Source organism: Burkholderia sp. BCC1640, assembly GCF_902833125.1.
In the GTDB taxonomy this organism is placed as follows: Bacteria; Pseudomonadota; Gammaproteobacteria; order Burkholderiales; family Burkholderiaceae; genus Burkholderia; species Burkholderia diffusa.
The window spans coordinates 251,452-276,842 of sequence record NZ_CADFEF010000003.1; the positions used below are offsets into that span (position 1 = coordinate 251,452).

Consider the following 25,391-nt stretch of genomic DNA (forward strand, 5'->3'; position numbering starts at 1 on the left):
ACTAGCTTCCCGCGGAATTCGAGCTCCAGCCCGGCACTTGCGTATAGATCACGACGTTACCGTCGTCCTGAATGTAGGTAACTGCCCCCGGATTTCCACCGGTGCTGGAATACCAGAGCGGTGCCCCCGCTGAACTGTAGACCACCAGGTTGCCGTCCGTTTGCATCGTCGCGTAGGCCCCCGGGTGATTGTAGGTACCCGAACTCCACACCGGAACGCCCTGGCGTAGCAGCACCAGATTCCCGTCGCCCTGCATGACGAGCACGTTTGCGCCGTTGCCCGATGCAAAACTCTGCCCGCTACCAAGCGTGACGCCGCCCTTCCAGACCGCGGGACCGCTCGAGGAACTCGCCAGGCCCATCGCGGAAGTCGCCGTGGCAAATACCGGCACCGACAACCGGTAGATCACCATGTTGCCGTCGTCCTGAATGACAAGACTCTGGCCATACAAGGTGCCATTGGTCGACGAGAACCACAAAGGCTTGCCGCTCGTGCCGTAGATGACGAAATTGCCGTCGGTCTGAAACACGGCATAGGCGCCGGTGTTTCCGTTGGTCCCCGAGTTCCATACCGCAGCACCACTGGTCGCGTTGTAAAGCACGAGGTTGCCGTCATTCTGCATGACCAGTCGATGGCTTTGGGACGCCGAGTACACGGTTTGTCCCGGCTTGAGCGTCGTCCCTTCACCGATGGTGCCGCCATAGATCGGTGTCGTCGGCGCGCATATCGACGATTGCAGCGTGGTGACGATCGGCGTGCCCCAGCCGGTCACGAAGTCCCAGCCCGAACCGGCACTGTATGCGCCGTTACTGCCGTAGGTGATGTCGCGGAAGATCGACGGTGTCGTGGCTTGTGCACTGTAAATCGTCGGTGCCGCGAAGCCGGGGTTCGTCGCGCAGCTGCCGGACAAGAGACGCGCCCAGGTCGCGGCAAACAACGGCGCGGACAGGCTCGTACCGCCCAGCGTCTCGAGTTGTCCGCCCACGATGATCTGCGCGCCGCTGTTGGGATCGGCGTCGAACGCGAGATCCGGCAGGCCCCGGAACGCCCGTCCCTTGAGTTGCGGTACGTTCGACTGCCAGGTCGGAATCGGCTCGAATCCGCTGCTGCCGCCACCGCCGGAGCCCCAGGCCATCTCGCCGCCATAGCTGCCGTTCCCGTTCGTATAGAGGCTGGTGCCGCCGACGGCCACGACGTAGGGCGAGCTCGCCGGATATTGCACCGACGTGCCGCTGCAGCCGTACGCAACGCTACCCGAATCGCCCGTGCTGACCGAAAAGGTCTGCCCCTGTGCGACGGCCATTTCGAACAGCACGTCCATCGAGGCGGTCGGCGCCCAGTTCTCGCATCCGCCGATCGACATGTTGACGACCTGCGCGGCGTTGTCCGACACGGCGCGATTGATCGCGAGCGCCATGTCGCTCCATGCGAAGGACGGCGCAACATAGAAGTTGATTTGCTTGACGCCGCCGGACATCCCGACGATGGTCTGGCTGTCGAGTGACCATTCGACGTTCGCGCTCGTGTCGGCGCTCGGCGTTCCGGCGTTGATCACCGAAACGGGTACGGCGGGCAACCGGTTGTTGGTTTCGAACGTCGTCAGGTCGATGACGGGCTGCGTCAGGTTCCCTTCCGCGATGATGCCCACCGTGGTGTTGGCGGCCGTCGGCGCGCTGCCGACGGAATAGATGCCCGGAAACTGCGTCGGGTTGTGACCCACCATGATTGCATTGGTCGTCGGCGACGTGTTTGCGGTTGGCGTACGAGCGCCCACAGACGCGCGCACGAAGTGCGGATGCAGACGCGTCGCGGTATCGAGCCCCAGAACCGCTTGGACGACACCGCCGAGTGCGTCCGGCACCGTCTCGGGGGCGGTGTTGATATGCGCGCGGCTGCCGTCCGCCATCGCGACGGGCACCAGCGTCGTCTTGAACACGCCGGATATCACGCCGGCCGGCGCATCGGCTTCGACGATCATGTTGTTGCCGGCAACGTTGATGTTCGTGAAGCCCTTACTTCCCAAATAGGCCTTCACCAAGGCGACCTGATCGGCAGTGGGCGCGTAGCGCGCGGCGATCTGCGCGGAGGTCAGCACGGCGCCGAAGCTGGCGCTGCCGGGCGTTCGCGCGTCCTGCACGAAGCGATGCAGTGCGGCTTCGTCGTTCGGCTTGAGTATGAGCACAACATGGACCGGCGCCGTCGCACTCATCGGCGCTGCACTCACCACGTTGCCGGTGGCGCGCAGCGCCGACAATTTGCCGACCTGCGCAGTGGCGGTGACGGTCGACGCCGTCGGACTCTCGTCGCCGCCACACCCCGCGAGCGCGAACACCATGAGTGCTGCGCTCATTCCCCTTGCAATATGTTCCGCTTTCATCGGATTGGTATGGACCGTTGATCTCGTATTTGGCTTTTCACCTTTGTTCTTTACGGCAATCGGACGGCTACCTTGAGGAAAACATAGGAAGGAATCGACGGGTAGTCAAATGACCGAAGCGGGTCGATATGGGTGAACGCGAACGGAACGATCGGTGTGTCGATCGGGACGATGGCGCCGCGTATATGCCGGAGTTGACATTCCGATCACGGGACGAACAAACACCGCCCCCTCATACCACTCGTGATATATCACTCGTGGCCGTTCGCCAGGCACGGCCTACACACTGAGCGAGTGAGTACCCCAAGGGTCCGACCGCATACGGGGTAGGCGAAAATACCGGTATCGAGGCGCTTACCGTAGGGAAAACGTCATGAGCGTTCTTCGATGCCCCGACGACGTTCAAGCGCATCTCTCAGCACCGCGAGTTGGTCATAGTCCAAGCCCTGAATGAATCTGTCTGTCCTCTGCCCGTCCTCGACAATCTCGTCCCTTACCCAAAGCGAATACAGTGCAGGATCCGCCCCTCGCTGTCGCAACGCTCGCTCAAGGTCCTGAGCGCGATATCCTACACGCCAGCGAATATCATCGCCCTCTTTCCAACGAAACTGAACCGGTTTGATCGATGCGAATGCGTCCAGCAATACTTCGTCAATTTCTCGAAAGTCGGCCTTATAAGTCTCATCGGAGGTATTGACTACTCCGCTTGACACATAGACTGATAACCACGGATTTTGTTGACTACCACAATTGTAGGCACTGCCTTTTGCAGGGTAGAGATGACCGTCGTGGTCGATTACAAGACGATCAATCACTGCACCTGCGCGAAAGCTAGAAAAAACCAGATCGGATGCCTCATTGCCAGCCGTGCCGCTTACCAATCTCGCCTGAACGCTTGCATAAAGACCGGTATATGTCGAGTACGGACCACTCCATTGATACGACGGCCCAACACCAGGCGCAACGCCGCTTTGACTGACGATATTGAAATCAGAGAGAAACTGACTCGGGTTCGCCGAACTAGCCCCGCCATAAAAAGTGGGGGCAACGACACTGACAATCTTTTTGATCGCATCCGACGCAAAATTCCATGGAATTCCCACGCCATTATTGAAGTAAGGGGTACTTATCGAACTTCCGCGGAGCGTTCCCGCCCCGAATGCAACTCCAACCGCGCCACTATGAAAACTGTCGTTTACAGATCGCAACTGACCGGAGCCGACACTAATACATGAGCCGATGCAGTTGTAGTTACCATTGACAGACCTGACCTCCGGCCAGTTCGCGCCACTCCCGCCAATTGGTTCAATATTAATTGAAACAGCCGTCTGGTAACTGTTGACCATACACCCTTCCATATGCGTGTATGTGCTGGCTCCAATGATATTGAACGCCGTCTGCTGACCGACACCGGGGCCATCGGCCTGGCAGGCGAGGAACTCGATATTTGCGGTTGAGGAACACTGGTAAGCGATCCCATATCCATACGAAAAGCAGCTCACGAGTTGCGACCAGTCATCCACATTTTCGAGGGAAAATGCGACGCCTGCACGCGACAGGTTTGCACCTGACACACCGGATGCATGAACGGTAAGGAACGGCCAACAGTGCACGCTATAGAGTCGGCACAAATCGTACGCACCATTGATGTACACACCGTACTTGCTATCGATGCGCACATTGCTCATATAAAAACGACCTTGCGTATTACTCTGATTCGCTAGAACGTTGATCGCTTGGCCATGGCCGAGCAGCATCGTATTCGTGATCGAACAACCGGCATCGACCACTGAAACCCCAACCCCGACCATCTGACCGACCACCGCCGTCGCCTGCGTATCATTTGTTACTGGCAGCGATAGTCCGCCTCGAATGATCAGCAGCTTGTCCAATGACGCGCCTCGAGCCAGATTGATAACGCCGCTCGATTGAAGCCTTATTTGTGATCCCCATGTGTAATAATTCTGAGCACTACCACTGAGCGACTGCTCCGGATTCTGCAACTCCCCCGCAAGACAGCAATTTTGAGGAACACTAATAGTTGAAACATTGTAGATTTTGGCAGCGACCGCCGTTTCCCCAGACAACCCAAACGCAGCTAGGCAGCGATTTATTGCATCCGTGTCGTCTGCAGCTCCATCGCCCTTTGCTCCAAATTGCTCAACCGCGACGAATCCACCGATGACTTGCAATTTCCATCGCGCCCCGTCGCTCGCAACAATGACAGTACCTCCGTTATCAGGCGAAGTGATATCAGTTGCATCGTAATGGTACAAACCACCGCCACCATCCAGCATCGAATAATACCCCTGAACACAGGCACTTGCGAACTGCGTATGATCGGTGCTCCGAAGTGCGGATATATTTTGCACAGCGACGACGTTTATTGCCATGTCTTTTTCTCCACCGGAGTTAATGTCAATTTAATTTGATCACAAACCCTTGGAAGAGAACAGATTTTTCGAATATTTTTATTATCGCCCAGGTCGCCTTCTCCCGCCCAATCGAAAAACTCACCATCGCGAGCGCGGACATTTCCCACCGCATTTAAAAATAATCTTCACGCGAAATTATGGAACGCGTTTCATTCCCCGGCAAATAAAAAAAGCGCCTCAAGGGCGCTCTTTTTTCTCGGCGTGTCCGACACACGCACGCGGCACTGATGCTCACTCGTTCGACACCGCCCGCGCGTCCGGCACACTCTGCAGCACAGGCGCAGCCGTCGACTGGTATTCCGGCACCCAACGTCGCAGATCGCGCCGGACTTCATCGTCGCTCAGCACGCGATTCTGCATCAGCCACGGCAGTAATTCGTCGAGCAAGTGATCCGGCACTTCGCGCGCACGTGCGATCCGCAGCTTGGGGTGCGGCGTGCGGGTCGTCGTCTCATCGTCCGCGAGCAGTTCCTCGTACAGCTTTTCGCCGGGCCGCAACCCCGTGAACTCGATCCGGATCTGCCCCTCCGAGAAGCCGTAGAGACGAATCAGGTCGCGAGCGAGATCGACGATCTTGACCGGCTCGCCCATGTCGAGAATGAAGATCTCGCCGCCATGGCCCATGCTCGACGCCTGCAGCACGAGTTGCGACGCCTCCGGAATCGTCATGAAGAAGCGTGTGATCTCCGGGTGCGTGACCGTCACCGGCCCGCCCTTCGCGATCTGCTGCTGGAACTTCGGAATCACGCTGCCGGCACTGCCAAGAACGTTGCCGAACCGCACGGTCTCGAACTGCGTACCGCCGCTTGTCTGCTGCAGAGCCTGGCACGCCATCTCGGCAAGACGCTTGCTCGCTCCCATGACGTTGGTCGGATTGACGGCCTTGTCGGTCGAAATCAGCACGAAATGACGGACGCCGTGGCGAATCGCCGCGCGCGCGACACGATACGTGCCGAGCACGTTGTTGCGCAGCGCCTGCCACGCATTGTGCTCCTCCATCAGCGGCACGTGCTTGTATGCTGCCGCATGGAACACGATGTGCGGCGCATAACGCGACATCACCTGGTCGAGCAGCAGCGAATCCTTCGCGTCGCCGATGATCGGCAGGACGGGCTGGTCGGGGAAGCGCTCCCGCAACTCCTCGGCGAGCCGGTACATCGCGTATTCGGACAAATCGAATGCGACGAGCTGTGCCGGCGCAAAACGGAGGATTTGCCGGCACAGCTCGGAGCCGATCGAACCGCCCGCGCCCGTCACCATCACGACGCGGCCACGCAACAGCGCTTCGACGTGCGGCGTGTCGATCGTCACGGCATCTCGGCCGAGCAAGTCCTCGAGGTCGATATTGCGCACCTGCGACAGGAACCCCTGCCCCGGCATCAATGCGGTCAGCGACGGCAGCACCATCGCCTTCACGCCGGCGCGCACGCATAGCGTCGCCACGCGGCGCTGCGTTTCGACGGACGCAGACGGAATCGCGATGATCGCGTATTCGACCTTCATCGCGTCGGTCCAGTGCTTCAGGTCATTGAACGAGCCGAGCACCTTGTAGCCGTAGATCTCGCGCCCATGCTTCGTGACGTCGTCGTCGAGCAGGCCGACGAGGCGCCACTCGCCCGAGCGCGACAATTCGCGCGCGAGGCTCGCGCCCGCCGTGCCGGCACCGAGAACGAGCACGGGCTTGCCCTGTCCGACCAGGCCACCGTACAGATAGAACTCCTTGGTCGCCCGGTAGAGCGCACGGGCGCCGCCCATCAACAGGAACAGCATCAGCGGCGATACGAGCAGCACCGAACGCGGGATGATCGGCGACGGCTGGAACATCACGGCCCCGATCATCACGATCACGCCGCCGCCGGCAACGGCCTTGGAGATTCGCATCAGGTCGGGGAGACTTGCGAACACCCACAGCCCGCGGTAAAGCCCGAACACATGGAACATCAGCGCGTAGACCGGCAGCGTCCAGGCGAGCGCGGTCATCGCGCCGCTCAGGAAATCGGACGGAACGCTACCGTTAAAACGAACGAGATAAGCGAACAACCACGACGCGACAACCGCCGTCAGGTCGAACAGGAAAGCACTCAGCGACAGCCACGATGCTTTGGATCGCAACATCGGCAGGAAACCTCAAGAGTTGTTTTCGGTGGTCGACTGAAACCGGCGCCAGCGCACGTCGATCACCAATCCGATACATGCGAGAACGCCATACCATGCGAAAAACGACAGCCATTGCTGCTGTTCAGGGCGGCCCTTTGCCCATACGGCGACGAGAATGCCGCCGAGCATGATGAGGTACCAATAAAGCGCGGTCCGTCGGTGACCTACCCCCGAGCGGACCATCTTTTGATAATAGTGCTCCCGGTGCGCTTGCCAGAACTTTTCGCCGCGTAACAAACGTCGCAAAAGTGTTACAGATGCGTCAGCAATAAAGGGCGCGAACACAAGCGCAGGAAACCAGATCGGCCAGGCATCGGCGCGCCATCCCCAGTAGCCGACCGCACCCGCCATGAATCCCAGCGGAATCGAGCCAGCGTCGCCGAGAAACAGGCGGGCCGGATGAAAGTTGAGCAACAGGAAGCCAAACGCCGCACCGGCCACGGCCGCGCCGGCCATGGCGAGATCGGGCAACGGACTCGCAGCGGTCAGTGCCGCGATCGCATAAGCACCGAAGCCGAATAGCGCCATGCCGCCCGCGAGGCCGTCGGCACCGTCCATGAAGTTGTACAGGTTCGTCAGCCAGACCATCACGAAGCCGACACCGACGAGCAGCCACCATGGCGCATCGGCCGGATAGACGACGATCAGCGCAACCACTGCCGCGAGGTGAGCGGAGAACCGCACACGGGCCGGCAACCCGCGCCGGTCATCGATCTGCGATATCGCGGCCAGCCCCGCGGCGGCGGCGGCAATCAGCCACAACGCCGGCGCAAGCGCTAGCAGCGCGACAATGCAGACCGGGACGATACCCCACCCGCCGACGCGCGGCGTCGGCAGCGTATGCAGCGAACGATCGTTCGGAATATCGGTAGCGAGGCGCCAGGCTAGGCCGGTCGCCAGCAGCATGCGCAGGATGGCCGTCGATGCAATGGCGGCGGCCAGCGCCACCACGACCGCGGAAGGCCATGTGGAAATTGGGAGATGCATGTCGACTATTGTTGTGTATCGCGCGAACGATACCATGCGGCGGTCGCTTCGAGGCCCTGGCGGGTGGTATAGGGCGGATGCCAGCCGAGCACGCGCGTGATCCGGCCAGTGTCAAGCTGCAGGCTACCGGTCAGGCGGTCGACGACCGCACGGCGGCCCGTCAACGTCCCGATCATACGCAGCAGCATCGGCGGCACCGCGATCAGCCGTGCCGGCTTGCCCAGCGTGTCGCCTACGAGACGCAGCAGACCCGCGACCGACGGCGCTTCGTCGTCGGCGACATGAAAGCATTCGCCTGCCGCACGGGGGTCGATTGCACAATGCAGCAGCGCATCCGCGAGGTTTTCGACGTAGACGATGCTGCGGCGCGCCGAGACGGCACCGAGCGGCAACGGTATTCCTCGCGCGACCGCATCCATCATCCTCAGGAAATTGGCGCGGACCGCCGGGCCATACACGAGCGGAGGACGAACGACGACGACGTCGAGCCCCGCCGACGCGCCGAACTGCGCGAGCTGTCGCTCCGCACGCAGCTTCGAGCGACCGTATGCATCCTGCGGATCGGGTTCGGATACTTCCGAAAGCGGCACACCGTCATCGCCTTCGCCGGCCGCCTTGATGCTGCTCGCGAACACGATGCGGCGTACGCCGTGATTGCGCGCCGCCTCGGCGAGACGCATGGTTCCGACGACATTGGTAGCATCGAACGCAGCGTCGGGATCGGGCGACTCGTCGCGCATCACGTGCACACGGGCAGCAAGATGAATCACGCAATCGGCAGCAAGATCGGCCGGCCACGCCTCATCCAGGCGATCGAAATCGGCGACGCCGTGCACCCATTCACGCACGCCGTCGATGCAGCCGCCCGGTCGCCGCACCAGTGCGGTAACGGTATAACCGGCCTGCAACGCGCGGCGGCAAAGCGCTCGACCGACGAAGCCGTTCGCGCCGGTGACGACGAGATGGGTCATCGCACCCTCCGGCTTTGTCGGCTGACGACTTGGCGAGGCGGGGTGAGCTCGCCTGCCGCGCCGACGGACAGCGCGGGCCGACGCACACTGGACCGGAACTCGAGAACGGAAAGGGAGGCAAACACGAACACGTCGGGATCTCGAAAGCGGAAAGCATGTCGATCGCCGGCACTGTTTTCAATCGGCGCCGCGCGACAAGCATTCGGCAGCGCATCAAGACGTGCGCGGCCAGATGCAACCAGATGGAAAGACAAGATGATGTTCGGGTTCCGAAGCGGATGAAAGCGCCGCGTGACGCGGCGCGGCTCGTCGGGTTGCACGACGGCGGCGTCGCCAACGCGCAAGCCCGACCGAAGGTCATTGGCCACGCGTGCCGATGGTGCCGCATCGATGCGCGGACATTGTAACCTTACCGATCGGCAGCAACCAAGCCGCGCGCCCCGCACCCGCGACCACGGAGTCTACGAGTGCTGGAGACGCCGCCGCTCAGGCCAGCAGCGTACCGACCTTGTCGACGAGCGGCGCGAGCATCCGCTCCCACCCGTGCTCGTGCTCGACGAAGGCTCGCGCTCGCGCCGTCATCTCGATCGCAGCGGACTCGTCGGCAACCAGTTGCTCGATGCGATCGACGAATTCCTCCGGCGTATCCGCGATCAGCAGATCGCGGCCGCGTTCCGCACCCAAACCCTCGTGGCCCAGCGATGTGGTGACCACAGGCAGCCCAAGCGCCATGTATTCGAGAATCTTGTTCTGCACACCTGCGCCGATGCGCATCGGGCAGACGCCGATCGCGCCGTCGGATGCGGCCTGCGCAACCGACTCGACCCGGCCGGTCACGTCGACGCCGTCATACGCGCGAAATCGTTCTGCCAGCGCGGGCGCGATGGATCCGACGATCCGGAAGCGATAGTCGGCATGCTCGCGCAGCAACGGCAGCACGGCCTCCGCGAAATAGTGGCACATATCCTGGTTCTGGACCGTGCGCATGTCGCCGATGAAAATCAGGATCCTGCTCGCCATTCTGCGCGGCGAGTACGGCAGGCTCGACAGGTCCACACCGTTCGAGCACACCATCACCTTCTTGCCCGACTCACCCGGAAACAGGTAATCGCGATCGGTCCGGGACACCAGCACCGACAGATCGAAATCGTCGACGATCGTGCGCTCGTAGTCGAGCAAGCGCTTCGCCTCGATACCGAACACGCGCGACTTCAGTCCGCGCGCGTTCTTCAGCTGCTTCACCCGGCTGTAGTTGAGCGAAATCGCATCGGTCATTTCCAGGATGCGCGGCTTGTCCGACTTGCGCACATACTCGGCACAACGCACGAGATGCACGAAGGCACCGTCGTGTGACGGCAGCAATCGCGCCACCGCCGCAGCAAACGCGCGGCTCCGGTAGTACGCGACCTGTAGCGGCGTGCGCGTGGGCAATGCAAGCAGTGTATTCAGGTACGATCGCCGGCGGGACAGATAGACCCGTTCGACCCGGTCGAATACGCCATCGTCCGGCAACGCGGCGTGCATCTCCTCGTCGGTCTCGCACATGCTCAGCAGCGTCAGCGAGTAATGACGGGACAGCACACGGCAAAGATGGTAGATCCGCAGCTTGTCGCCGCCGATCACCGGATACGGAAACCGCGGCGTCAGCACCAGCAGCTTCTTCTTGTCCTGGTTCATGGCAGATGCGCCCAGAAGTCCTGAATCAACGGACGCACGGCAGACTCCGAGAAGGACCGTGCGCGGGCCACACCGTCACCAATCGCGACGTCGAAGCGTGCGCCGTCGGTCCATACCCTGCGAATCTGCTCCGCCATGTCGTCCACCGAAAAAGGATCGAACTGCAGACCACAGTCGCCGACCACCTCGGGCATCGAGGTCGTATTGCTGCACGCAACGGGGGTACCCGACGCCATCGCCTCCAGCAGCGGAATGCCAAACCCTTCGAATAGCGAAGCAAAGATGAACGCGCGCGCGTGCCGGTACTGCTCGCGCAGTTCGTCCCGCGAAATGTAGCCGAGCAACTCGACCGAACCCGCAAGCCCGAGCGCCGCAGCCCTGCCGAGAAAATGCGCGTGATGTTCAGACTTGATCCCGGCGATCCTCAGCGTGGCGTCATCGCCGAGCGCCGGGCGCGCGACCGCGAACGCCTGCAGGAGGCGCTCGACGTTCTTGCTCGGCACCTCGCCCGCGACCGTGAAAATATACGGCCGGCGCGCCGCCGCACTCACCGGCGCATCGAACCAGTCGTCCGAAATCATGCAAGGGATGATGCGTACGTCCGCCTCGTTCAGCCCGAGCGTCTCGACCAACTCCCGCTGCGTAAAACGCGAGATGGTCAGCACGATGTCGGCCCGGCGCGCCAGCCGCGGCACCACATGCCGACGGTACACGCGCCCGGCGGTCTGATATAGCGACCGCGCCGGCGGCAGCACGCTCCACGGCTGCATGTAGATCAGATCGTAGATGACTGCTATCAGCGGCGTGTTGCCCGTGGCGCGCAGCGGCCCGGTGTTGTATGGACACAGCAGATAGTCCGGCTTGTGCTCGCGGCACAATCGCGGCAACTCGACCTGCTCCCACCACGGGAAGAAACCACGCCCTTCGCTGACGCACGGCCAGTCGTCGGTGCTCACTCCGCTTGGCGCGAAGCCCAGCACCGACTCGCCGATCGGCGCCACCAGTTGACGGGCGAAGCGCCCCATGCCGCGGTAGTTGCCCACCATCCAGGTGATGTCCACCCCCAACTTCACGCGGTGCTCCTCGAAGCGAATTGATTCATTGACGACGTGTTCCGCCCAGGACGGCTTCATAGACGGCCTGCGTCTTCTCCGCGCAGGCCGGCCAGTTCAGCGCTCGCGCCCGGGCCAGCCCGGCCGCGCGAAGCATGTCGGCCCGGCCGGGCTGCTCGACGATCATTCTCATGCCGTCGGCAATATCGCCGGTACGGAAAGGATCGACCAGGATAGCCGCGTCGCCCGCGACTTCCGGAACGGACGTCGTGCTGGAAGCCACGACCGGCAGCCCCGACGCAAAAGCTTCCACGACGGGCAGTCCAAAACCCTCGCACAGTGACGCGAACACAAGCGCAGTTGCCGACTGAAGCAGCGCGCGCACGTCATGGTCAGGCAGATACTCGAGCCAGCGAACGCAACCGCTCTCGTCCGCGCGCAAGCGCGCAACGAGTTGCTCGCAGCCCCACCCTGCCCGGCCGACGATCACCAGCGGGATATCGCGGCGCAAGCCGGCCGGCAAGCTCGCATGGGCGTCAACCACGCGCTCGAGATTCTTCCGCGGCTGCAGGGTTCCGACGCAGAGGAAGAATTGCGCCGGCAAGCCGAGACGCGTCAATACCGCCTCACGCTCGGCCTGATCGATCCGTTCGAAGAATCGAGGGTGGACACCCAGCGGCACCACCGAAATCCGCTCCGACGCGATGCCGAAATGCTCGACGATTTCCTGCTTGGAGTAGTCGGAGATCGTGATCACGTGGTCGGCCCATGCACCCGACCGACGCAGCAGCCAACGACGCAGCGCCGCCAACCGGATCGTCGTCCACTCCGGATGCGACAGCGGAATCGCGTCCATCAACGTCGCGATGACCGGCGTCGAGGACAGCTTCGGAATCAGGTGATCCGTCGCATGAAACACGTCCACGCGTTCCGCGCGCAGCGCCTTCTCGTCGATGGAGGTCCACGGCGTCACGGCGCCCAGCACCGTCGCGACTTCATGCCGACCGAGATTCACCGGCGGCCTGGCGCCCGGAAATACGTCGTCGCCAACGGTCGCGCCAAAACCGGCCGGAACGAGGCCGATCCCGCCGCGCGCGATCAGCGCCTGTCCCAATTCACGCGTATACGAACCAATGCCGTCGACGCCGCCGTGCGCGCGGCTTCGCGCGAGGGCCGTCGTGCCGAAACCGACCTTCACCCACGCCCTCCGCCAAACATCCAGCGCAGCGTACTTTCCAACGGAATGTCCTCGAGCGGACCAACGGCCGCCTGCAGCCGCGTACCGTCGCCCTGCAACCGGCGCACTTCGTTCGCGCGCACGAATGCCGGATTGACGCGTACTTCGATCGTGTAACCGGCAATCTGCTCCATCATCGCGATCACGGCCTTCAGCGACACCGCACGGCCGGAGCACACGTTGAATACCCCGCCGGCCGGTGCGAGTTGCAGCAGGCGCCGATAGGCATCCACGACGCGACGCACGTCGGAAAAATCGCGCTCGACGTCGATATTGCCGAGTTCGATCACGCGTTCGCCACGCTGGAAATGACTGACGATCTTCGGCAGCAGGAACTGCGACGACTGACCGACGCCCGTATAGTTGAACGGGCGCGCGACAACGATCGGCAGCTTGTCGCACCACAGGCGCGCCATGTACTCCATCGCCAGCTTGCTCACCGCGTAGTCGTTCGCCGGGTTGGGCTCGACCGACTCGTCGATGACTTCAACCGCTGCGTTGCCGTAGATGTTGGCACTGCTTGCCAGCAGAACCGCCTTCGGACAACTATCCAGATTCGCGAGCGCGTCGAGCAGGTTGCGCGTGCCGACCACGTTGGTGCGATATATCGCATCGGCGTCACCGTGCGCGACGAACGCAATCGCGGCAAGATGCGCGACCACGTCCGGCCGGACATCGGCGACGACCGGTGCGAGCGCCGCGCGGTCGCACAGGTCCACTCGATACATATCGGGCCCCGTCACTTCGGAACCGTGCGTCGTACCGAACACGCGATAGCCGGCCGCCCGCAACGACTGCGCCAGAAAGTCGCCGGTAAAGCCGCCGAGCCCTGTCACCAGGGCCCGCGGCGCGTCAGAACGAGAAGCCGAGTTCATTGCGACGCAAATCCGCTTCGACCATCATTGCGCACAGCTGCTCGAGCGTCGTCGTCGGCTCCCAGCCCAGTTTCTGCTTCGCCTTCTCCGGGTTGCCGATCAGCAGATCGACTTCGGCCGGGCGATGGAACTTCGGATTGACGCGCACCACCGTCTTGCCGGTCGCGACGTCGACACCGACTTCATCCACGTCGCTGCCCTTGAACTCGAGGTCGACGCCGGTCGCCTTGAACGCCATGCGGACGAAATCGCGGACGGTTTCCGTGCGATTCGTGGCGAGCACGTACGTGTCCGGCTCATCGACCTGCAGCATGCGCCACATCCCTTCCACGTATTCCTTCGCGAAACCCCAATCGCGCTTCGCGTCCATGTTGCCCAGTTCGAGCACGTCGAGCTGACCCAGCTTGATCTTCGCGACGGAGTCCGTGATCTTGCGCGTGACGAATTCGCGGCCGCGCAGCGGGGATTCGTGATTGAACAGGATCCCGCTGCAGCCGAAGATATCGTAGCTTTCGCGGTAGTTCACCGTAATCCAGTGCGCATACAGCTTGGCAACGCCATACGGGCTGCGCGGATAGAACGGCGTCGATTCGATCTGGGGAATTGCCTGCACCTTGCCGAACATTTCGGACGTGCTCGCCTGGTAGAAGCGGATCTTCGGATTGACGATGCGGATCGCCTCGAGCAGGTTCAGCGGGCCGATGCCGGTAATTTCCGCCGTGGTGACCGGCTGGTCGAAGGACACGCCGACAAAACTTTGCGCGGCGAGGTTGTAGACCTCCGTGGCGCCGGTCGTCTGCAGCAGGCGAATGCTCGCCGACAGGTCCGTCAGGTCGTATTCGATGAGATGCAGGTTCGGGTGCTTGGCGATGCCAAGCTCTTCGATACGCCAGAAGTTCACCGAGCTGGTGCGGCGATAGGTGCCATATACCTGATAGCCCTTCTCGAGCAGGAGCTGGGCGAGATAGGCACCGTCTTGGCCAGTGATGCCGGTAATGATGGAAACTTTCATAGTTTGAGAATTCATCTTAAGTTCTCTTGCAAAATCTTTATCGGATGATTGACGGCAATCTCACTCGGTCTCCGCCGAAACTTCCATGCGGATAATGGGTTTGATGACCTGGCGCGTCGGTAATACGCTGTCCAGCAATTGCTGGACTGAAGCTTGCCACGTCAGCGTGGGCATCCCCTCGGACTTCGGTTGTGCGCCTTGCCGATACAGCGTGAGCCAGTGCGCCACGGCTTGCGCCAATGCTTCGCCACTGGTGCCATGGAAGTAATGCGCATGGTCCTGCGCTACCTCGCGGAACACCGGCAAATCTCGAGCCAATATGGGCAGATGCTTGCGACCCGCCTCGATCAGCGGCAACCCGAAGCCTTCTCCCTCCGAAGCCGCGAGCAAACAGCAACATGCGCCATAGACCTGCTCCAGGTATTCATCGCTGATGCTCTCCAGCCAGAATAGTCGTTTTCCGAGCTCGGGATGCGCTCGCAGACGTGCAACCAGCTTTTCGACCAGCCACCCGGCTTTGCCGACGATCACGAGATTGACCGCCGTACCTTCCTGCCAGAGCTGCTCGAAAGCCGCCAATGCCTGGGCATGCCCTTTACGCGGCTCGACCGTCCCCACCATCAAAAAACTGGGAGCCGCGCGCAGTGCCTCGAGTATACGGGGCGCGTCGCTCGGCATGCCGGTGCTCGGGTGAGAATTCTGCACATCCGCGCCGTAATGGAACCAGCCCACCTCAAGCGCGCCCTGGCGCTGAGGCTGATGCTCCCGCAGCCACTGTTTGAATTCATCCGCCACTGTCCGGGAGCCGCACACGACACCGTCATAACGGGAAATCGTATTCAGCCATTCCCCGAACAGTTTCTCGCTCCCGGGCGCGAAGTAGCTGGGCATCTGCACGCACAACAGGTCGTACACCACAAACTGGATGCGAACGCCCTGACGCGACATTTCATCGAGAAACGCTTCCTGAACGCCGGTACCGTACGGGTTTAGATCCAGCCCCAAAAAGATGTCGCCCGCCTGGAAATCGATGGGATCTTCCTGCACCGTGCCAGGGTCACCCTGTCCCATGAAGCGCGACCGCAAGCGTTTCGCGTAAAAGTAACCCGTTCGGTCATGCGTCGCGTAGACAGGCCACACCTCGAAATCCTTCGGTGGGTCCTTGAGCAGTTCGCTCAGAATACTCCGTACGACCCGTTGAATTCCGGTCCGTGCGTCATGGCTGACCAGCTCCGATACGTCGACGAACAGCGCACGGCGCGTTCGCGTGGGCAAGCTGAACGCGATGCCCTGCGCAACTTGACTCAGTTCATCTTCGCTGCATTGACGCACCAGAGGTGCGATTGCCTGGAACAGCTTCTTGCGCGTCGACTTGATGCTCGGACGCGATTGTGTCGCCGGAGGCGTCGCGCCGTTCTGGGCAAGCAGTTCCCGGCAGCGGGCATACACCTCGTCCACCGTGATGTCGTCGAGACAGAAGAAGTTGTGCGGACAATCGCGTCGCGCAGGAATGTGGCAGGGCGAGCATGCGGCCTCATTATGCAAGACATAGCTGTTGCCGAATACCGGTGCCCATTCGTGCGCGGTTTCCAGGCCGCCATAGACCCCAAGCGCCGTCACGCCCAGATAGGCCGCCATGTGCGCGCCGCCGGAATTGTTGGCGACGCACAACTGGTGACCGGCGAGATGCTGCATCAGTTCGGGGATGCTGAGTCCCGCATGAATCACCACCTTTTCAAGGCCGTCAAAGCTGAAACGCCGGGCTTCCTTGTCGCTGGCAAAGAAAACGCTGACGTGTTCCACCGTGGCATCCGCGGCCAGCCGGCGTGCCAGTTCGTGGAATCGCTCAACCTGCCATTCCTTCGCATCGCCACCGGCATAGGGAAACAGCGCAACCGCACGAGTATGCTGTTGCAAAGGGGTCGCAAGCGGAGGCAAGATCACGTAGTCGGACGGATGAGCCGGAAGTGCGTCGACCAAAGCCAGCATCTGCTCGCTGATCGAAATGCGATTCAGCGGCGTTTCCACGAACGGCAGGTCCTGATACGTGGGCAGCGCGATGTCGAGCTTGGTATCGATGGCTGGATTGAGGCTGCCGTAGCCGACCTTGAGCCCCGCCTCGACTTGTGCCAGGACGAACCGTGTATCGGGCTGTCGCCTCAAATCGATAGCCAGGTCGTAGAAACCCAGCTGCTTCACGAATTCGACCAACGAACCATCGGACAGCTCTGCCTGCAACGACGATTTGCGCTTGAAGTAGTCGAGCGTCAGCACCCGGTCGAAGAACGGCAGGGTTTGAGCCAACGCCTGATTCCAGCTACCCACCACGACATCGATGCTGGCATTCGGATATCGTGCGCGCAGACGCGAGATAGCCGGCACTGCCAGCAGCAGATCACCCATGTGATCCAGTTTGAGCAGCAGGATTTTCTTGATCTTCGGCTCGAACAGGGTGGTGCGCTCAAAGGTCACGGCTCGCGCCGTCCGTGACTCACGGGGCCGCTCGAAGGGAGCGATGGCCCGCAACACGAGCTTGGCGCTGCGATCCCACGAGAATGCATGCGCCTGAGTTCTGGCGTTCTCCAGCAACCGCGCGCGCAGGCCGTCGTCGGTCAGGGCTTGATGCATCTTGCCGCTGATGGCCGGGACCGACTGCGGATCGAAGAGCGCCTCGGGGCTACCCATGACCTCAGGAAGGCTGGCTGCATCGGCAGCGATCACCACGGCGCCGCATGCCATCGCTTCCAGCGGCGGCAAGCCGAATCCTTCGTGCAGGGAAGGGAAGACAAACAGGCGGCATGTGCTGAACAACGCCAGCAGTTCTCCATCGGAGATGTAGTCGCTGAACAACAACTCGTCGGCACGGAGACCGACGCGTTGTGCATGTGCACGAAGCGCACTCACTTCCGACTGCGGCATTCGACCGACAAACAGCAACTGATGGTGGTTGCGCGACGTATCGGGCAAGGCGGCGAACGCCTCGATCAGCCGCGGGAGGTTCTTGCGCGCATCGGCTCCCCCCGTGTACATGATGAAAGGCCTGGTTACCCCCAGGCGCTGCTTCAGGGTCGCCAACAGGTCTGCATCGGGCACGACACGGGTAAACATCTCGTCGCAGGCGCCCGACACGTTGGTCACTTTCTCGGGCGAAAAAGGCAACGCACCCAACGCCTCCTGCCGGGCACTCTCCGAAATCGCAAGGAGATGCCGCGCCCGCTTCAGGTTTTCAATGCGGTCTGCGTAGTAGTCACGATAAATGGGGTTCGTCCGGTATTGCTCATCCGGGTTAATCAGCGGAATCAGGTCGTAAAGTATGACCGCGGTCGGCAGCGGGTCGCCCAATGCCCCGATGCTGATGACCGCATCGTCCCCCAATCCCTCGAACAGACTGGTAACCAGCACGATATCGGGATCGAGCGTTTCCAGAAACGCCTCGCGCACCCGTTCGGCGACGGCACGACGCAACGCATTTTGCGGGTCGACCCAGCGCATCGGCCCCGGCGCCTGCCAGACGCGAATTCGCTCCTGCGGCACCAACCCTCGAAACGCCTGACGAATCGGCCCGATGGTCTCGGGGAACAGTCCGCTGAGGGCCAGGTAGATTTCGTGGTGTCCCGCATTGCGGGCAATGGCAAGCGCCAGGGAAAGGGAATAGCGTCCGATGCCACGGAAGCGGCTCTCGGTTTGCGCTCCCTGCATGTCAATAACGATTCGCATGGTTGTCCTACTTTACTTGACCTACCGACGCCCACGAGGCCGTCGTGACCCCGGAACGATCCGGCGCAACAGCGCGTCGGGGCGCACTGACGGAAGAGACGCATCCAAAGGGCAACGTCGAGTGGTAACAGCGGCGCTGAACCTTGCTCCAGCTTCGCTCAATCACTGAACTGCCCTCCAACCAGCCTCTTCGACGCGTGCGGCTCATCACGTCGAGCCGTCCGCATTGCACCGTCAGGTGACGAAGCAGTTCGTACTGCGGACGAACTGAATAACCGGGCCACCGGTGAAACAGGCACAGACCGAAGTCATAGCCCTGGACTGCACGTCGCGACATGCCGGCTTCGCACAACCCGCGCGGGCTCCACTCCATATCCACGGCAAGCACGGTCATTGATCACGCACCGCGCTGAGCTTCGGAGCGACGCGCGTGGTCGGATAGCCATCATGGAATGCGAGTGCGGCCACGCGCCCACCCCGGGCACTTACGACGTCATTACCCACGATGTCATGCACTTGGTAATCGCCGCCCTTCACGAGAACGTCGGGTTCAAGCGATTCAATCAGTTTCAACGGCGTCGGCGCATCGAACCCCACCACATAATCCACTGCTGCCAAGCCGGCCAGCACTTCGGCGCGATCGCCAAAGGAATGGACTGAATCCCCGGAACCGTTCAATGCGCGTACCGAAGCATCGGAATTGAGCCCCACGACCAGAATGTCGCCCTGCGCACGCGCTTCGTTGAGGAAGCGGATATGGCCAGGGTGCAGGGTGTCGAAGCAGCCGTTGGTGAACACGACGACTTCCCCTCGTTGCCGATGCGCCTGCAGCAGCTTGCAGAGGGTGTCCTCATCCACCAGCTTGAGGGCACGCTGGCGCGACGGATACAGTTGATCGCGAACCTCATCCGCCGAGACCACGTAAGTGCCGGAATGGGAGACCGCGATGCCTGCTGCCACATTGGCGACATGCACCGCCTCGGATACCGGAGTACCGCGGGCCAGCGCCAGTGCCAGTGCCGAGAGTACGGTATCCCCGGCTCCCGATACATCGAAGACATCACGTGCGTGCGTGGGGATACTGCCCTGATGGCCGTCCGTGCTCACGTAGACCATGCCCTTCGCGCCGCGGGTCACGACGAGATGCCGCAAGCCCAGCTCATTCAATGCGTGATGTGCCCGCTCCAGCAGTTCATCCTCGGATGCGTAGTCGCCGAACAGTCCGATGAACTCGGAATTGTTTGGTTTGAGCAACGTTGCGCCACGATAGAACGCAGGATCGGTCCGCTTCGGATCGACCAGCGTCGGAACATTCAAAGCCGCTGCCACCGCGAGAAATTCCGGCAGGTGGTCCAGCGTACCCTTCGCATAGTCGGAAAACACGACCAGATCATGATCCGACGCGACTCGCCTGAACTCTTCGAGCAGTAGCGCCTGAGTCCGCACCGTCGGCCGCACGTCGCGATCGACGCGCGCGATCTGTTGCGCACCCGCCATCAAGCGGGTCTTTTGCGTCGTGCCGCCCTCTGGGTCGGACACGAACATCGTCCGTACGCCGTACCCCTGCAAGCACTTCTGAAGCTCGATTGACGCGCTGTCGTGGCCGACCACCGCCAGCAATGTTGCGTCCCCTCCCATGGCACTGACGTTGGCCGCAACGTTCGCAGCACCGCCTGGCCGATTCTCTTCGCGACCGACAGCCAGAACCGGAACCGGTGCCTCAGGAGAAATGCGAGAGACGCCACCAATGACGTAGCGGTCAAGCATGATGTCGCCAACCACCAGGATTCGAGGTCTGATCGCGTTAGCGGGCTGGGGTTTATGCATGGGGGATATTCTTTCCAAAGCAGCACTTAGCATTGTTGCCGGCACGCCGTTCTTCGCGTGCACGGCAGTTCCATCTATTCGATTACGAGCATCGTCACCGGGATTCGGACGCGCGCGCGGCAGCCCGGAGCTCGTCGAGCACTTCACGGACCGACTCCGGCAACGCTCGTTGAGACAGAGGAGAGCTGGCCGCAACGCTCGCCGACTGTGTCACGACCGCGCGCAATCGACGGTCCAGGGCCGGACTCATTCTCACCAACCGAAGGGCCGCACGCTTCAATGCCGGACGCTTTGCGAGTTCAGCCGCTCCGACTCTGAGTACGCCCTTGATTCGCGTCTTGACCCCTGACATCAACCTGCCTTCGCGGATTGCAGACGTCAGCCTGCGCAGCGGCACGCCGACCATGCGCACCGGCTTCGACACGCGCCAGGACGTGCTGTGCAGCACGGCATGCAATACTTCATTTGCATGCCGGGCCTGAGCTTCGGCTTGTTGCGCCCGCGCCTCCACGGCGCCAAGCTGGTTCTCCGCATGCTGGCGCAACTCCTCCGCATGCCGACACCGCTCCTCTGCAAGCTTGAGCCGGTCTTCGATAACCTGCCGTTGCCCTGCATCAAGATCTGCTTCGACGGACTGAAGCCGCTCCTGGGTCAGATGCAGTTGCCCGCTGATCACACGAGCCAGTTCGTCCAACCGCTCGACGCCCGCCTCGGCCTTTTCCATCCGCATCCGCACGGATTCGGTTTGTACATCGTAACGATCCGCCAGTTGCTCCAGCGACAAACCATACTCGGCAGCGAACACCTGTGCGAACTTCGACCTGGTTTCCGGATCGGCAGTCTTCTGAGCGACGACGGCGTAGTCGGGACTCGCACCCCGTATCACGTCCAGCAGAGACACCGCATGATCAGGATTACGCAACGCCGGCGACTCCTGCAACCGGAGCGTCTTCACCGTTTCGAATCCACCATGCTCGACAACGAAAGACAACAACAGCGACGGAATCGGCTTCTGATGCGTCGGATCGAGATGGAAGTTGTTGGTCGCGACAGCGATATTTTCCGGATTCGGCGTCTCGAGGATCAGCAATCCGCCAGGCCGCAACACCCGCAACGCCTCCGACACGACAGTCTGCAACTGCTCGAACGTAATGTGCTCGACAACGTGGAAAGCCGACACGACGACCTGGCTGTCTGATTCCAGCGTCTTCAGATAGGCCACCGCATCGCCCTGCGTCGCGGGCAGGCCACGCTCTTCGCAGGCTTGCAGCATGCCGGCGTCCAGGTCCACGCCGAAAGGCGTCAAACCTTGTTCGGACATCAGTTCCAGCCACTCGCCGCGACCACAGCCGAGATCGAATGTGCAGCCGCCCGGATAAATCGATGCCAGCGGCTCGACGAACGGCAGATATTGTCTGCGAATGCTTTTGATGAGGTCCCGGGGCGCGTAATAGCGCTCTTCAAAGGCCCGGTAGAAATTGTCACTCACGACACCACCCTCGCCTGCGTCGGCATCCAAGTCAGTCCGACGAATTCGCTCACGTTGCCGTTCACCATATTGAATGTGAGGGCGTGATCCCTCCACTCGAAATTGTTCTGCATGTGCGTACTGCCCGTATGCAACGCCACGGCAACCGAATAACTGCCCGGGCCGATATTCGCGGGGAACTCAAAATCGACCGTCGCATTCGCGCCCGCAGCTACATCGCCGATGTCGGACTTGAGATTGTGCGTGTTGGTACCGAAGACCGTCTGCCCCAGCCTGTCCTTGATCATGAAGCCCATGACCAGATCCTGCACGGACGCGCGACATTCGGCGGATATCCGCAACGTCACCGGCTGTCCGACCTGAGCGACATCGATCGGCCTGCCGTCTCGATTCAGCAGCGTGACCTTGTCGATCGTGACTTCGCCCGTACCTGAAATCGTCTGGACCTTGCCGCTCTCGAGCACTTCCTGACGAACGTCCTGGTCCTGGTGGTCCGCCAACATCGCGTTGTAGTAATCCATGACCGCCTCGGGCGTGCCTTCCATCTCCAGCCGCCCGGCATTCAGCAGTATTGCGCGATCGCAGATGGCCTGAATCGCGGCCTTGTCGTGCGCGACGATAAGCAACGTCGTGCCCTGCTTCCGAAACTCCCGGATGCGATCGAAACTCTTGTGCTGAAAATAGGCGTCACCGACCGAGAGCGCCTCGTCGACGATCAGGATGTCCGGACGGCGGGCCGTCGCGACACTGAACGCGAGACGCACCTGCATCCCGCTCGAATACACGCGCACCGGCTGGTCGATGTATTCGCCGATTTCGGCGAACGCCTCGATTGCCGGCATCAACGCGACAATCTCCTCGACGCTGTAACCGAGCAGTTGCCCCGCCATCATCACGTTCTGGCGCCCGGTGAAGTCGGGATGGAAGCCCATTCCCAGTTCGAGCAATGCGGCGATCTGGCCAGTCCGCGTCACGCTGCCGACGGTCGGCTGCGTGGTGCCGACGATCATTTTCAACAGCGTGCTTTTGCCGGCACCGTTGATGCCGACAATACCCAGCGCCTCGCCGGAGCGAACCGAGAAACTGACGTCACGCTGCACCCAGTGCAGCGTGTGATGAGGCTTGCGACGCGGATCCAGCCACTCGAGAAGACGCGACCACCGCGTCGGATACTGCTTGTACGCCTTGCCAAGATTGGTAACGGTAATGGTGCCCATCAGAGTTCATCCACCATTTCACCCGCATGTTTGCGGAACAAACTGAAGCCGGCGAGACACAGCCCGATGCTCAATACGAGCGGATACAGCAGCATCGACCAGTCCGGCCATACGTGTTGCACCATCATCACCTGGAAGGCTTCGATCACGGGCGCCATCGGATTGAAGCGCAAAGCCTCTTGTGCGGACTTGGACAAAATGTTGGCTGCGTACACCACCGGCGTCAGCCAGAACCAGAAATTCAGCACGATCCCGAAGAACTGCCCCACGTCGCGAAAGAACACGTTCAACACCCCGAGCGTGATGCCCAGTCCGATGGCGAACAACGTCATCAGTGTCAGCACGGGAATGACGGCGAAATAGGCCAGACCAGGGAAATTGCCCGTAATCACCAGGAACACCGTAAACAGCCCGAACACGATCGCGAAATTGACCAGCGCATTGATCACGACAATGATCGGCAGACACAGTCGCGGAAAACTCAGCTTCTTGAGCAGGTTCGCGTTGTTGACGAAAGTGTTCTGGCCGTTGCTGACGATTTCAACGAACATTCCCCAAGGCAACACACCGGCACACAAGTGGATGCTGTACGCAAATGTGCTGTCGACCCCAGGCAAACGGGCGTGCATGACTCGCGAAAAGATCACCGTATAGACGACGATCATCGCAAGCGGATTGAGCACGGTCCACGCCGCGCCGAGCAGGGAATTGCGGTATTTGGACTGGAACTCCCGCTTGACGCTACCCAGAATGAAACCGCGATAGTCCCAGAGGACTTTCAACATCCCTAGCATCACGCCCGCCCGTAAACGTCCTGGAAACGAACGATGTCGTCTTCCCCGAGATACTCGCCGCTTTGCACCTCGATCATCACGAGATCCAGCACACCCGGGTTCTCGAGCCGATGCTTGTGGCCTGCCGGAATGTAAGTCGACTCATTGGTACGCACGAAGATTTCCCGATCCCCGTTCACGACCTTGGCCATGCCGGACACGACGATCCAGTGCTCGCTGCGATGATGATGCATCTGCAGACTCAGGCTGGCGCCCGGCTTGACCTCGATGCGCTTGATCTTGAAGCGAGGCCCTTCTTCCAGCACGGTGTAAGTCCCCCACGGGCGACTCACGGTGCGATGCAACTTGTATGCTTCGTGATTCTGCTTCTTGAGGCGAGCCACGACCTGCTTCACGTCCTGCGCGCAATCGGGATGCGCGACCAGCAGCGCATCCGGCGTATCGATGATCATCAGGTCAGCCACACCCACGGCCGCGACCACACGGTCCTGGCTCTGCACATAGGTATTCCGGCTGTCGATGAAGATCGCGTCGCCGATCGCACGGTTACTGTCCGCGTCAGGCGAAACCAGGTCGCGGACCGCACCCCACGAGCCAATATCGCTCCACCCGAAACTGGACGGCACGACCGTCACGTTCGTCGAACGCTCCATTACCGCGTAGTCGATCGAGATATCGGGCATTTTCGCGAAAGACTCCGAAGGAATCTCGAGCATCTGCGCCGACGCGTTGCTCTCCTTCAGCAACGACCAGCATGCCTCGGCTGCCTTGGCGACGTCCGGGGCATGGCGAGCCATTTCTTCCAGAATGACGCCTGCCTTGAAGCAGAACATCCCGGAATTCCACAGATAGTTGCCCGCAGCAAGATATTCGGCCGCCTTGTCGGCATCCGGCTTTTCGACGAAGCGCAGGGCGGCCCGACCCGCGCCGATCGTCTCCCCTGCCTCGATGTAACCGAAGCCGGTGTCCGGACGCGTCGGCACGATGCCGAACGTCACCAGCTTGTCCTGGTTCGCCAGTTCGACGGCGTTCGCAACCGCCGCGGAAAAACCCTGTTGATCCTGAACCAGATGATCGGCCGCGAGAATCAGCATCAGCGCATCGCGCCCGTACTTTTCCGCGACGTGATGGGCAGCCATTGCAACAGCAGGTGCCGTGTTGCGGCCCGCGGGTTCGAGCATGAATGCACCGGACACGGATTCGCCGAGCTTCACGCCCGCGAACTCGTCCTTGCTCATGAAGTAGTAGTCGCGATTGGTGACCGTGAGAATTTCCCGGCGCTGCGCCCCCGCCTCATTGCCGACCACGGCTGCCGCCCGGCGATAGGTTTTCGAGAGCAGGCTCTCGCCGTCCGCAAGCTTCATGAACGGTTTGGGGTGTCCTTCACGGGAGACCGGCCAAAGTCGCGTGCCTGCGCCACCAGACAGGATGACGGGGATCAATATCACTTTCACTCCAGATTTGGTTTTCCAACCGCGAAAGGAAGGCTTTCACTGCCTTTCGCCGTCTGATTCAACGGTCCGTCAGCAAAAAATATCAGCCGTTTAGGCCAACTTAGTTGGGACAG

17 protein-coding genes are annotated in these 25,391 nt (G+C 61.3%); 1 reads left to right on the top strand and 16 read right to left on the bottom strand.

Annotated elements, in window-relative coordinates; all coding sequences use genetic code 11:
* Position 1: 1 nt before the first annotated feature.
* The 5 genes from HWX25_RS05545 to HWX25_RS05565 all read right to left on the bottom strand — a co-directional run bounded on the left by HWX25_RS05545 (position 2) and on the right by HWX25_RS05565 (position 8,927).
* Entirely contained in the window at positions 2 to 2,350 is a 2,349-nt protein-coding gene (locus HWX25_RS05545; RefSeq protein ID WP_244138735.1) for a protease pro-enzyme activation domain-containing protein, read from the bottom strand.
* Positions 2,351 to 2,748: 398 nt separating this feature from the next.
* Positions 2,749 to 4,770, bottom strand: coding sequence for a tail fiber domain-containing protein (locus HWX25_RS05550; RefSeq protein ID WP_175907564.1), 2,022 nt, complete (start codon positions 4,768 to 4,770; stop codon positions 2,749 to 2,751).
* Between the two features lie 273 nt (positions 4,771 to 5,043).
* Positions 5,044 to 6,927 (bottom strand): nucleoside-diphosphate sugar epimerase/dehydratase, encoded by a 1,884-nt coding sequence (locus HWX25_RS05555; protein ID WP_175907565.1) that lies wholly within the window; start codon positions 6,925 to 6,927, stop codon positions 5,044 to 5,046.
* A 12-nt stretch (positions 6,928 to 6,939) separates the two neighbouring features.
* The gene (locus HWX25_RS05560) at positions 6,940 to 7,956 is read right to left on the bottom strand and encodes a glycosyltransferase family 4 protein (RefSeq protein ID WP_175907567.1); all 1,017 of its coding nucleotides are present in this window, start codon (positions 7,954 to 7,956) and stop codon (positions 6,940 to 6,942) included.
* Between the two features lie 5 nt (positions 7,957 to 7,961).
* Positions 7,962 to 8,927 (bottom strand): SDR family oxidoreductase, encoded by a 966-nt coding sequence (locus tag HWX25_RS05565; RefSeq protein WP_175907569.1) that lies wholly within the window; start codon positions 8,925 to 8,927, stop codon positions 7,962 to 7,964.
* Between the two features lie 155 nt (positions 8,928 to 9,082).
* Between HWX25_RS05565 and HWX25_RS05570 the strand changes: the two genes are divergently transcribed.
* On the top strand, positions 9,083 to 9,334 hold the full coding sequence (locus HWX25_RS05570) for a hypothetical protein (RefSeq protein ID WP_156437091.1): 252 nt from the start codon (positions 9,083 to 9,085) through the stop codon (positions 9,332 to 9,334).
* Between the two features lie 79 nt (positions 9,335 to 9,413).
* Here HWX25_RS05570 and HWX25_RS05575 read toward each other — a convergent pair whose 3' ends face one another.
* From HWX25_RS05575 to HWX25_RS05625, 11 genes are all read right to left on the bottom strand, one after another.
* Entirely contained in the window at positions 9,414 to 10,604 is a 1,191-nt protein-coding gene (locus tag HWX25_RS05575; protein WP_175907571.1) for a glycosyltransferase, read from the bottom strand.
* On the bottom strand, positions 10,601 to 11,737 hold the full coding sequence (locus tag HWX25_RS05580) for a glycosyltransferase family 1 protein (protein ID WP_244138736.1): 1,137 nt from the start codon (positions 11,735 to 11,737) through the stop codon (positions 10,601 to 10,603). The genes HWX25_RS05575 and HWX25_RS05580 overlap by 4 nt, the downstream gene beginning before the upstream one ends.
* Positions 11,703 to 12,854, bottom strand: a complete 1,152-nt coding sequence (locus HWX25_RS05585) for a glycosyltransferase family 1 protein (protein ID WP_175907573.1) — start codon at positions 12,852 to 12,854, stop codon at positions 11,703 to 11,705. Before HWX25_RS05585 ends, HWX25_RS05580 begins: the two co-directional genes overlap by 35 nt.
* Complete coding sequence (locus HWX25_RS05590; RefSeq protein ID WP_175907575.1) at positions 12,851 to 13,768, bottom strand: NAD-dependent epimerase/dehydratase family protein; 918 nt, start codon at positions 13,766 to 13,768, stop codon at positions 12,851 to 12,853. The genes HWX25_RS05585 and HWX25_RS05590 overlap by 4 nt, the downstream gene beginning before the upstream one ends.
* Positions 13,746 to 14,780 carry a GDP-mannose 4,6-dehydratase gene (gene gmd, locus HWX25_RS05595; RefSeq protein ID WP_059530360.1) on the bottom strand — a complete coding sequence of 345 codons (1,035 nt, stop codon included), beginning with the start codon at positions 14,778 to 14,780 and terminating at the stop codon, positions 13,746 to 13,748. The genes HWX25_RS05590 and gmd overlap by 23 nt, the downstream gene beginning before the upstream one ends.
* Positions 14,781 to 14,840: 60 nt before the next feature.
* The gene (locus HWX25_RS05600; protein WP_175907577.1) at positions 14,841 to 18,497 is read right to left on the bottom strand and encodes a glycosyltransferase; all 3,657 of its coding nucleotides are present in this window, start codon (positions 18,495 to 18,497) and stop codon (positions 14,841 to 14,843) included.
* Between the two features lie 390 nt (positions 18,498 to 18,887).
* Positions 18,888 to 20,387, bottom strand: coding sequence for a bifunctional heptose 7-phosphate kinase/heptose 1-phosphate adenyltransferase (locus HWX25_RS05605; RefSeq protein WP_244138737.1), 1,500 nt, complete (start codon positions 20,385 to 20,387; stop codon positions 18,888 to 18,890).
* 31 nt (positions 20,388 to 20,418) lie between these two features.
* A complete protein-coding gene (locus HWX25_RS05610; protein ID WP_175907579.1) occupies positions 20,419 to 21,813 on the bottom strand; it encodes a class I SAM-dependent methyltransferase in 1,395 nt (464 codons plus the stop codon).
* Entirely contained in the window at positions 21,810 to 23,030 is a 1,221-nt protein-coding gene (locus HWX25_RS05615; protein WP_175907581.1) for an ABC transporter ATP-binding protein, read from the bottom strand. The genes HWX25_RS05610 and HWX25_RS05615 overlap by 4 nt, the downstream gene beginning before the upstream one ends.
* Positions 23,030 to 23,824: an ABC transporter permease gene (locus tag HWX25_RS05620; protein ID WP_059699368.1), complete on the bottom strand. Its 795-nt coding sequence runs from the start codon at positions 23,822 to 23,824 to the stop codon at positions 23,030 to 23,032. Before HWX25_RS05620 ends, HWX25_RS05615 begins: the two co-directional genes overlap by 1 nt.
* Positions 23,824 to 25,269, bottom strand: a complete 1,446-nt coding sequence (locus HWX25_RS05625; RefSeq protein WP_175907665.1) for a mannose-1-phosphate guanylyltransferase/mannose-6-phosphate isomerase — start codon at positions 25,267 to 25,269, stop codon at positions 23,824 to 23,826. Before HWX25_RS05625 ends, HWX25_RS05620 begins: the two co-directional genes overlap by 1 nt.
* Positions 25,270 to 25,391 lie beyond the last annotated feature (122 nt).

Excerpts from the sequence above, each read along its gene's own strand:
- HWX25_RS05560 (WP_175907567.1), bottom strand. The coding sequence starts at position 7,956 with ATGCATCTCCCAATTTCCACATGGCCTTCCGCGGTCGTGGTGGCGCTG.
- HWX25_RS05580 (WP_244138736.1), bottom strand. The coding sequence starts at position 11,737 with ATGAAGCCGTCCTGGGCGGAACACGTCGTCAATGAATCAATTCGCTTC.
- HWX25_RS05550 (WP_175907564.1), bottom strand. The coding sequence starts at position 4,770 with ATGGCAATAAACGTCGTCGCTGTGCAAAATATATCCGCACTTCGGAGC.
- HWX25_RS05545 (WP_244138735.1), bottom strand. The coding sequence starts at position 2,350 with ATGAGCGCAGCACTCATGGTGTTCGCGCTCGCGGGGTGTGGCGGCGAC.
- HWX25_RS05575 (WP_175907571.1), bottom strand. The coding sequence starts at position 10,604 with ATGAACCAGGACAAGAAGAAGCTGCTGGTGCTGACGCCGCGGTTTCCG.
- HWX25_RS05555 (WP_175907565.1), bottom strand. The coding sequence starts at position 6,927 with ATGTTGCGATCCAAAGCATCGTGGCTGTCGCTGAGTGCTTTCCTGTTC.
- HWX25_RS05570 (WP_156437091.1), top strand. The coding sequence starts at position 9,083 with ATGTCGATCGCCGGCACTGTTTTCAATCGGCGCCGCGCGACAAGCATT.
- HWX25_RS05620 (WP_059699368.1), bottom strand. The coding sequence starts at position 23,824 with ATGCTAGGGATGTTGAAAGTCCTCTGGGACTATCGCGGTTTCATTCTG.
- HWX25_RS05590 (WP_175907575.1), bottom strand. The coding sequence starts at position 13,768 with ATGAACTCGGCTTCTCGTTCTGACGCGCCGCGGGCCCTGGTGACAGGG.
- gmd (WP_059530360.1), bottom strand. The coding sequence starts at position 14,780 with ATGAAAGTTTCCATCATTACCGGCATCACTGGCCAAGACGGTGCCTAT.
- HWX25_RS05615 (WP_175907581.1), bottom strand. The coding sequence starts at position 23,030 with ATGGGCACCATTACCGTTACCAATCTTGGCAAGGCGTACAAGCAGTAT.
- HWX25_RS05600 (WP_175907577.1), bottom strand. The coding sequence starts at position 18,497 with ATGCGAATCGTTATTGACATGCAGGGAGCGCAAACCGAGAGCCGCTTC.
- HWX25_RS05565 (WP_175907569.1), bottom strand. The coding sequence starts at position 8,927 with ATGACCCATCTCGTCGTCACCGGCGCGAACGGCTTCGTCGGTCGAGCG.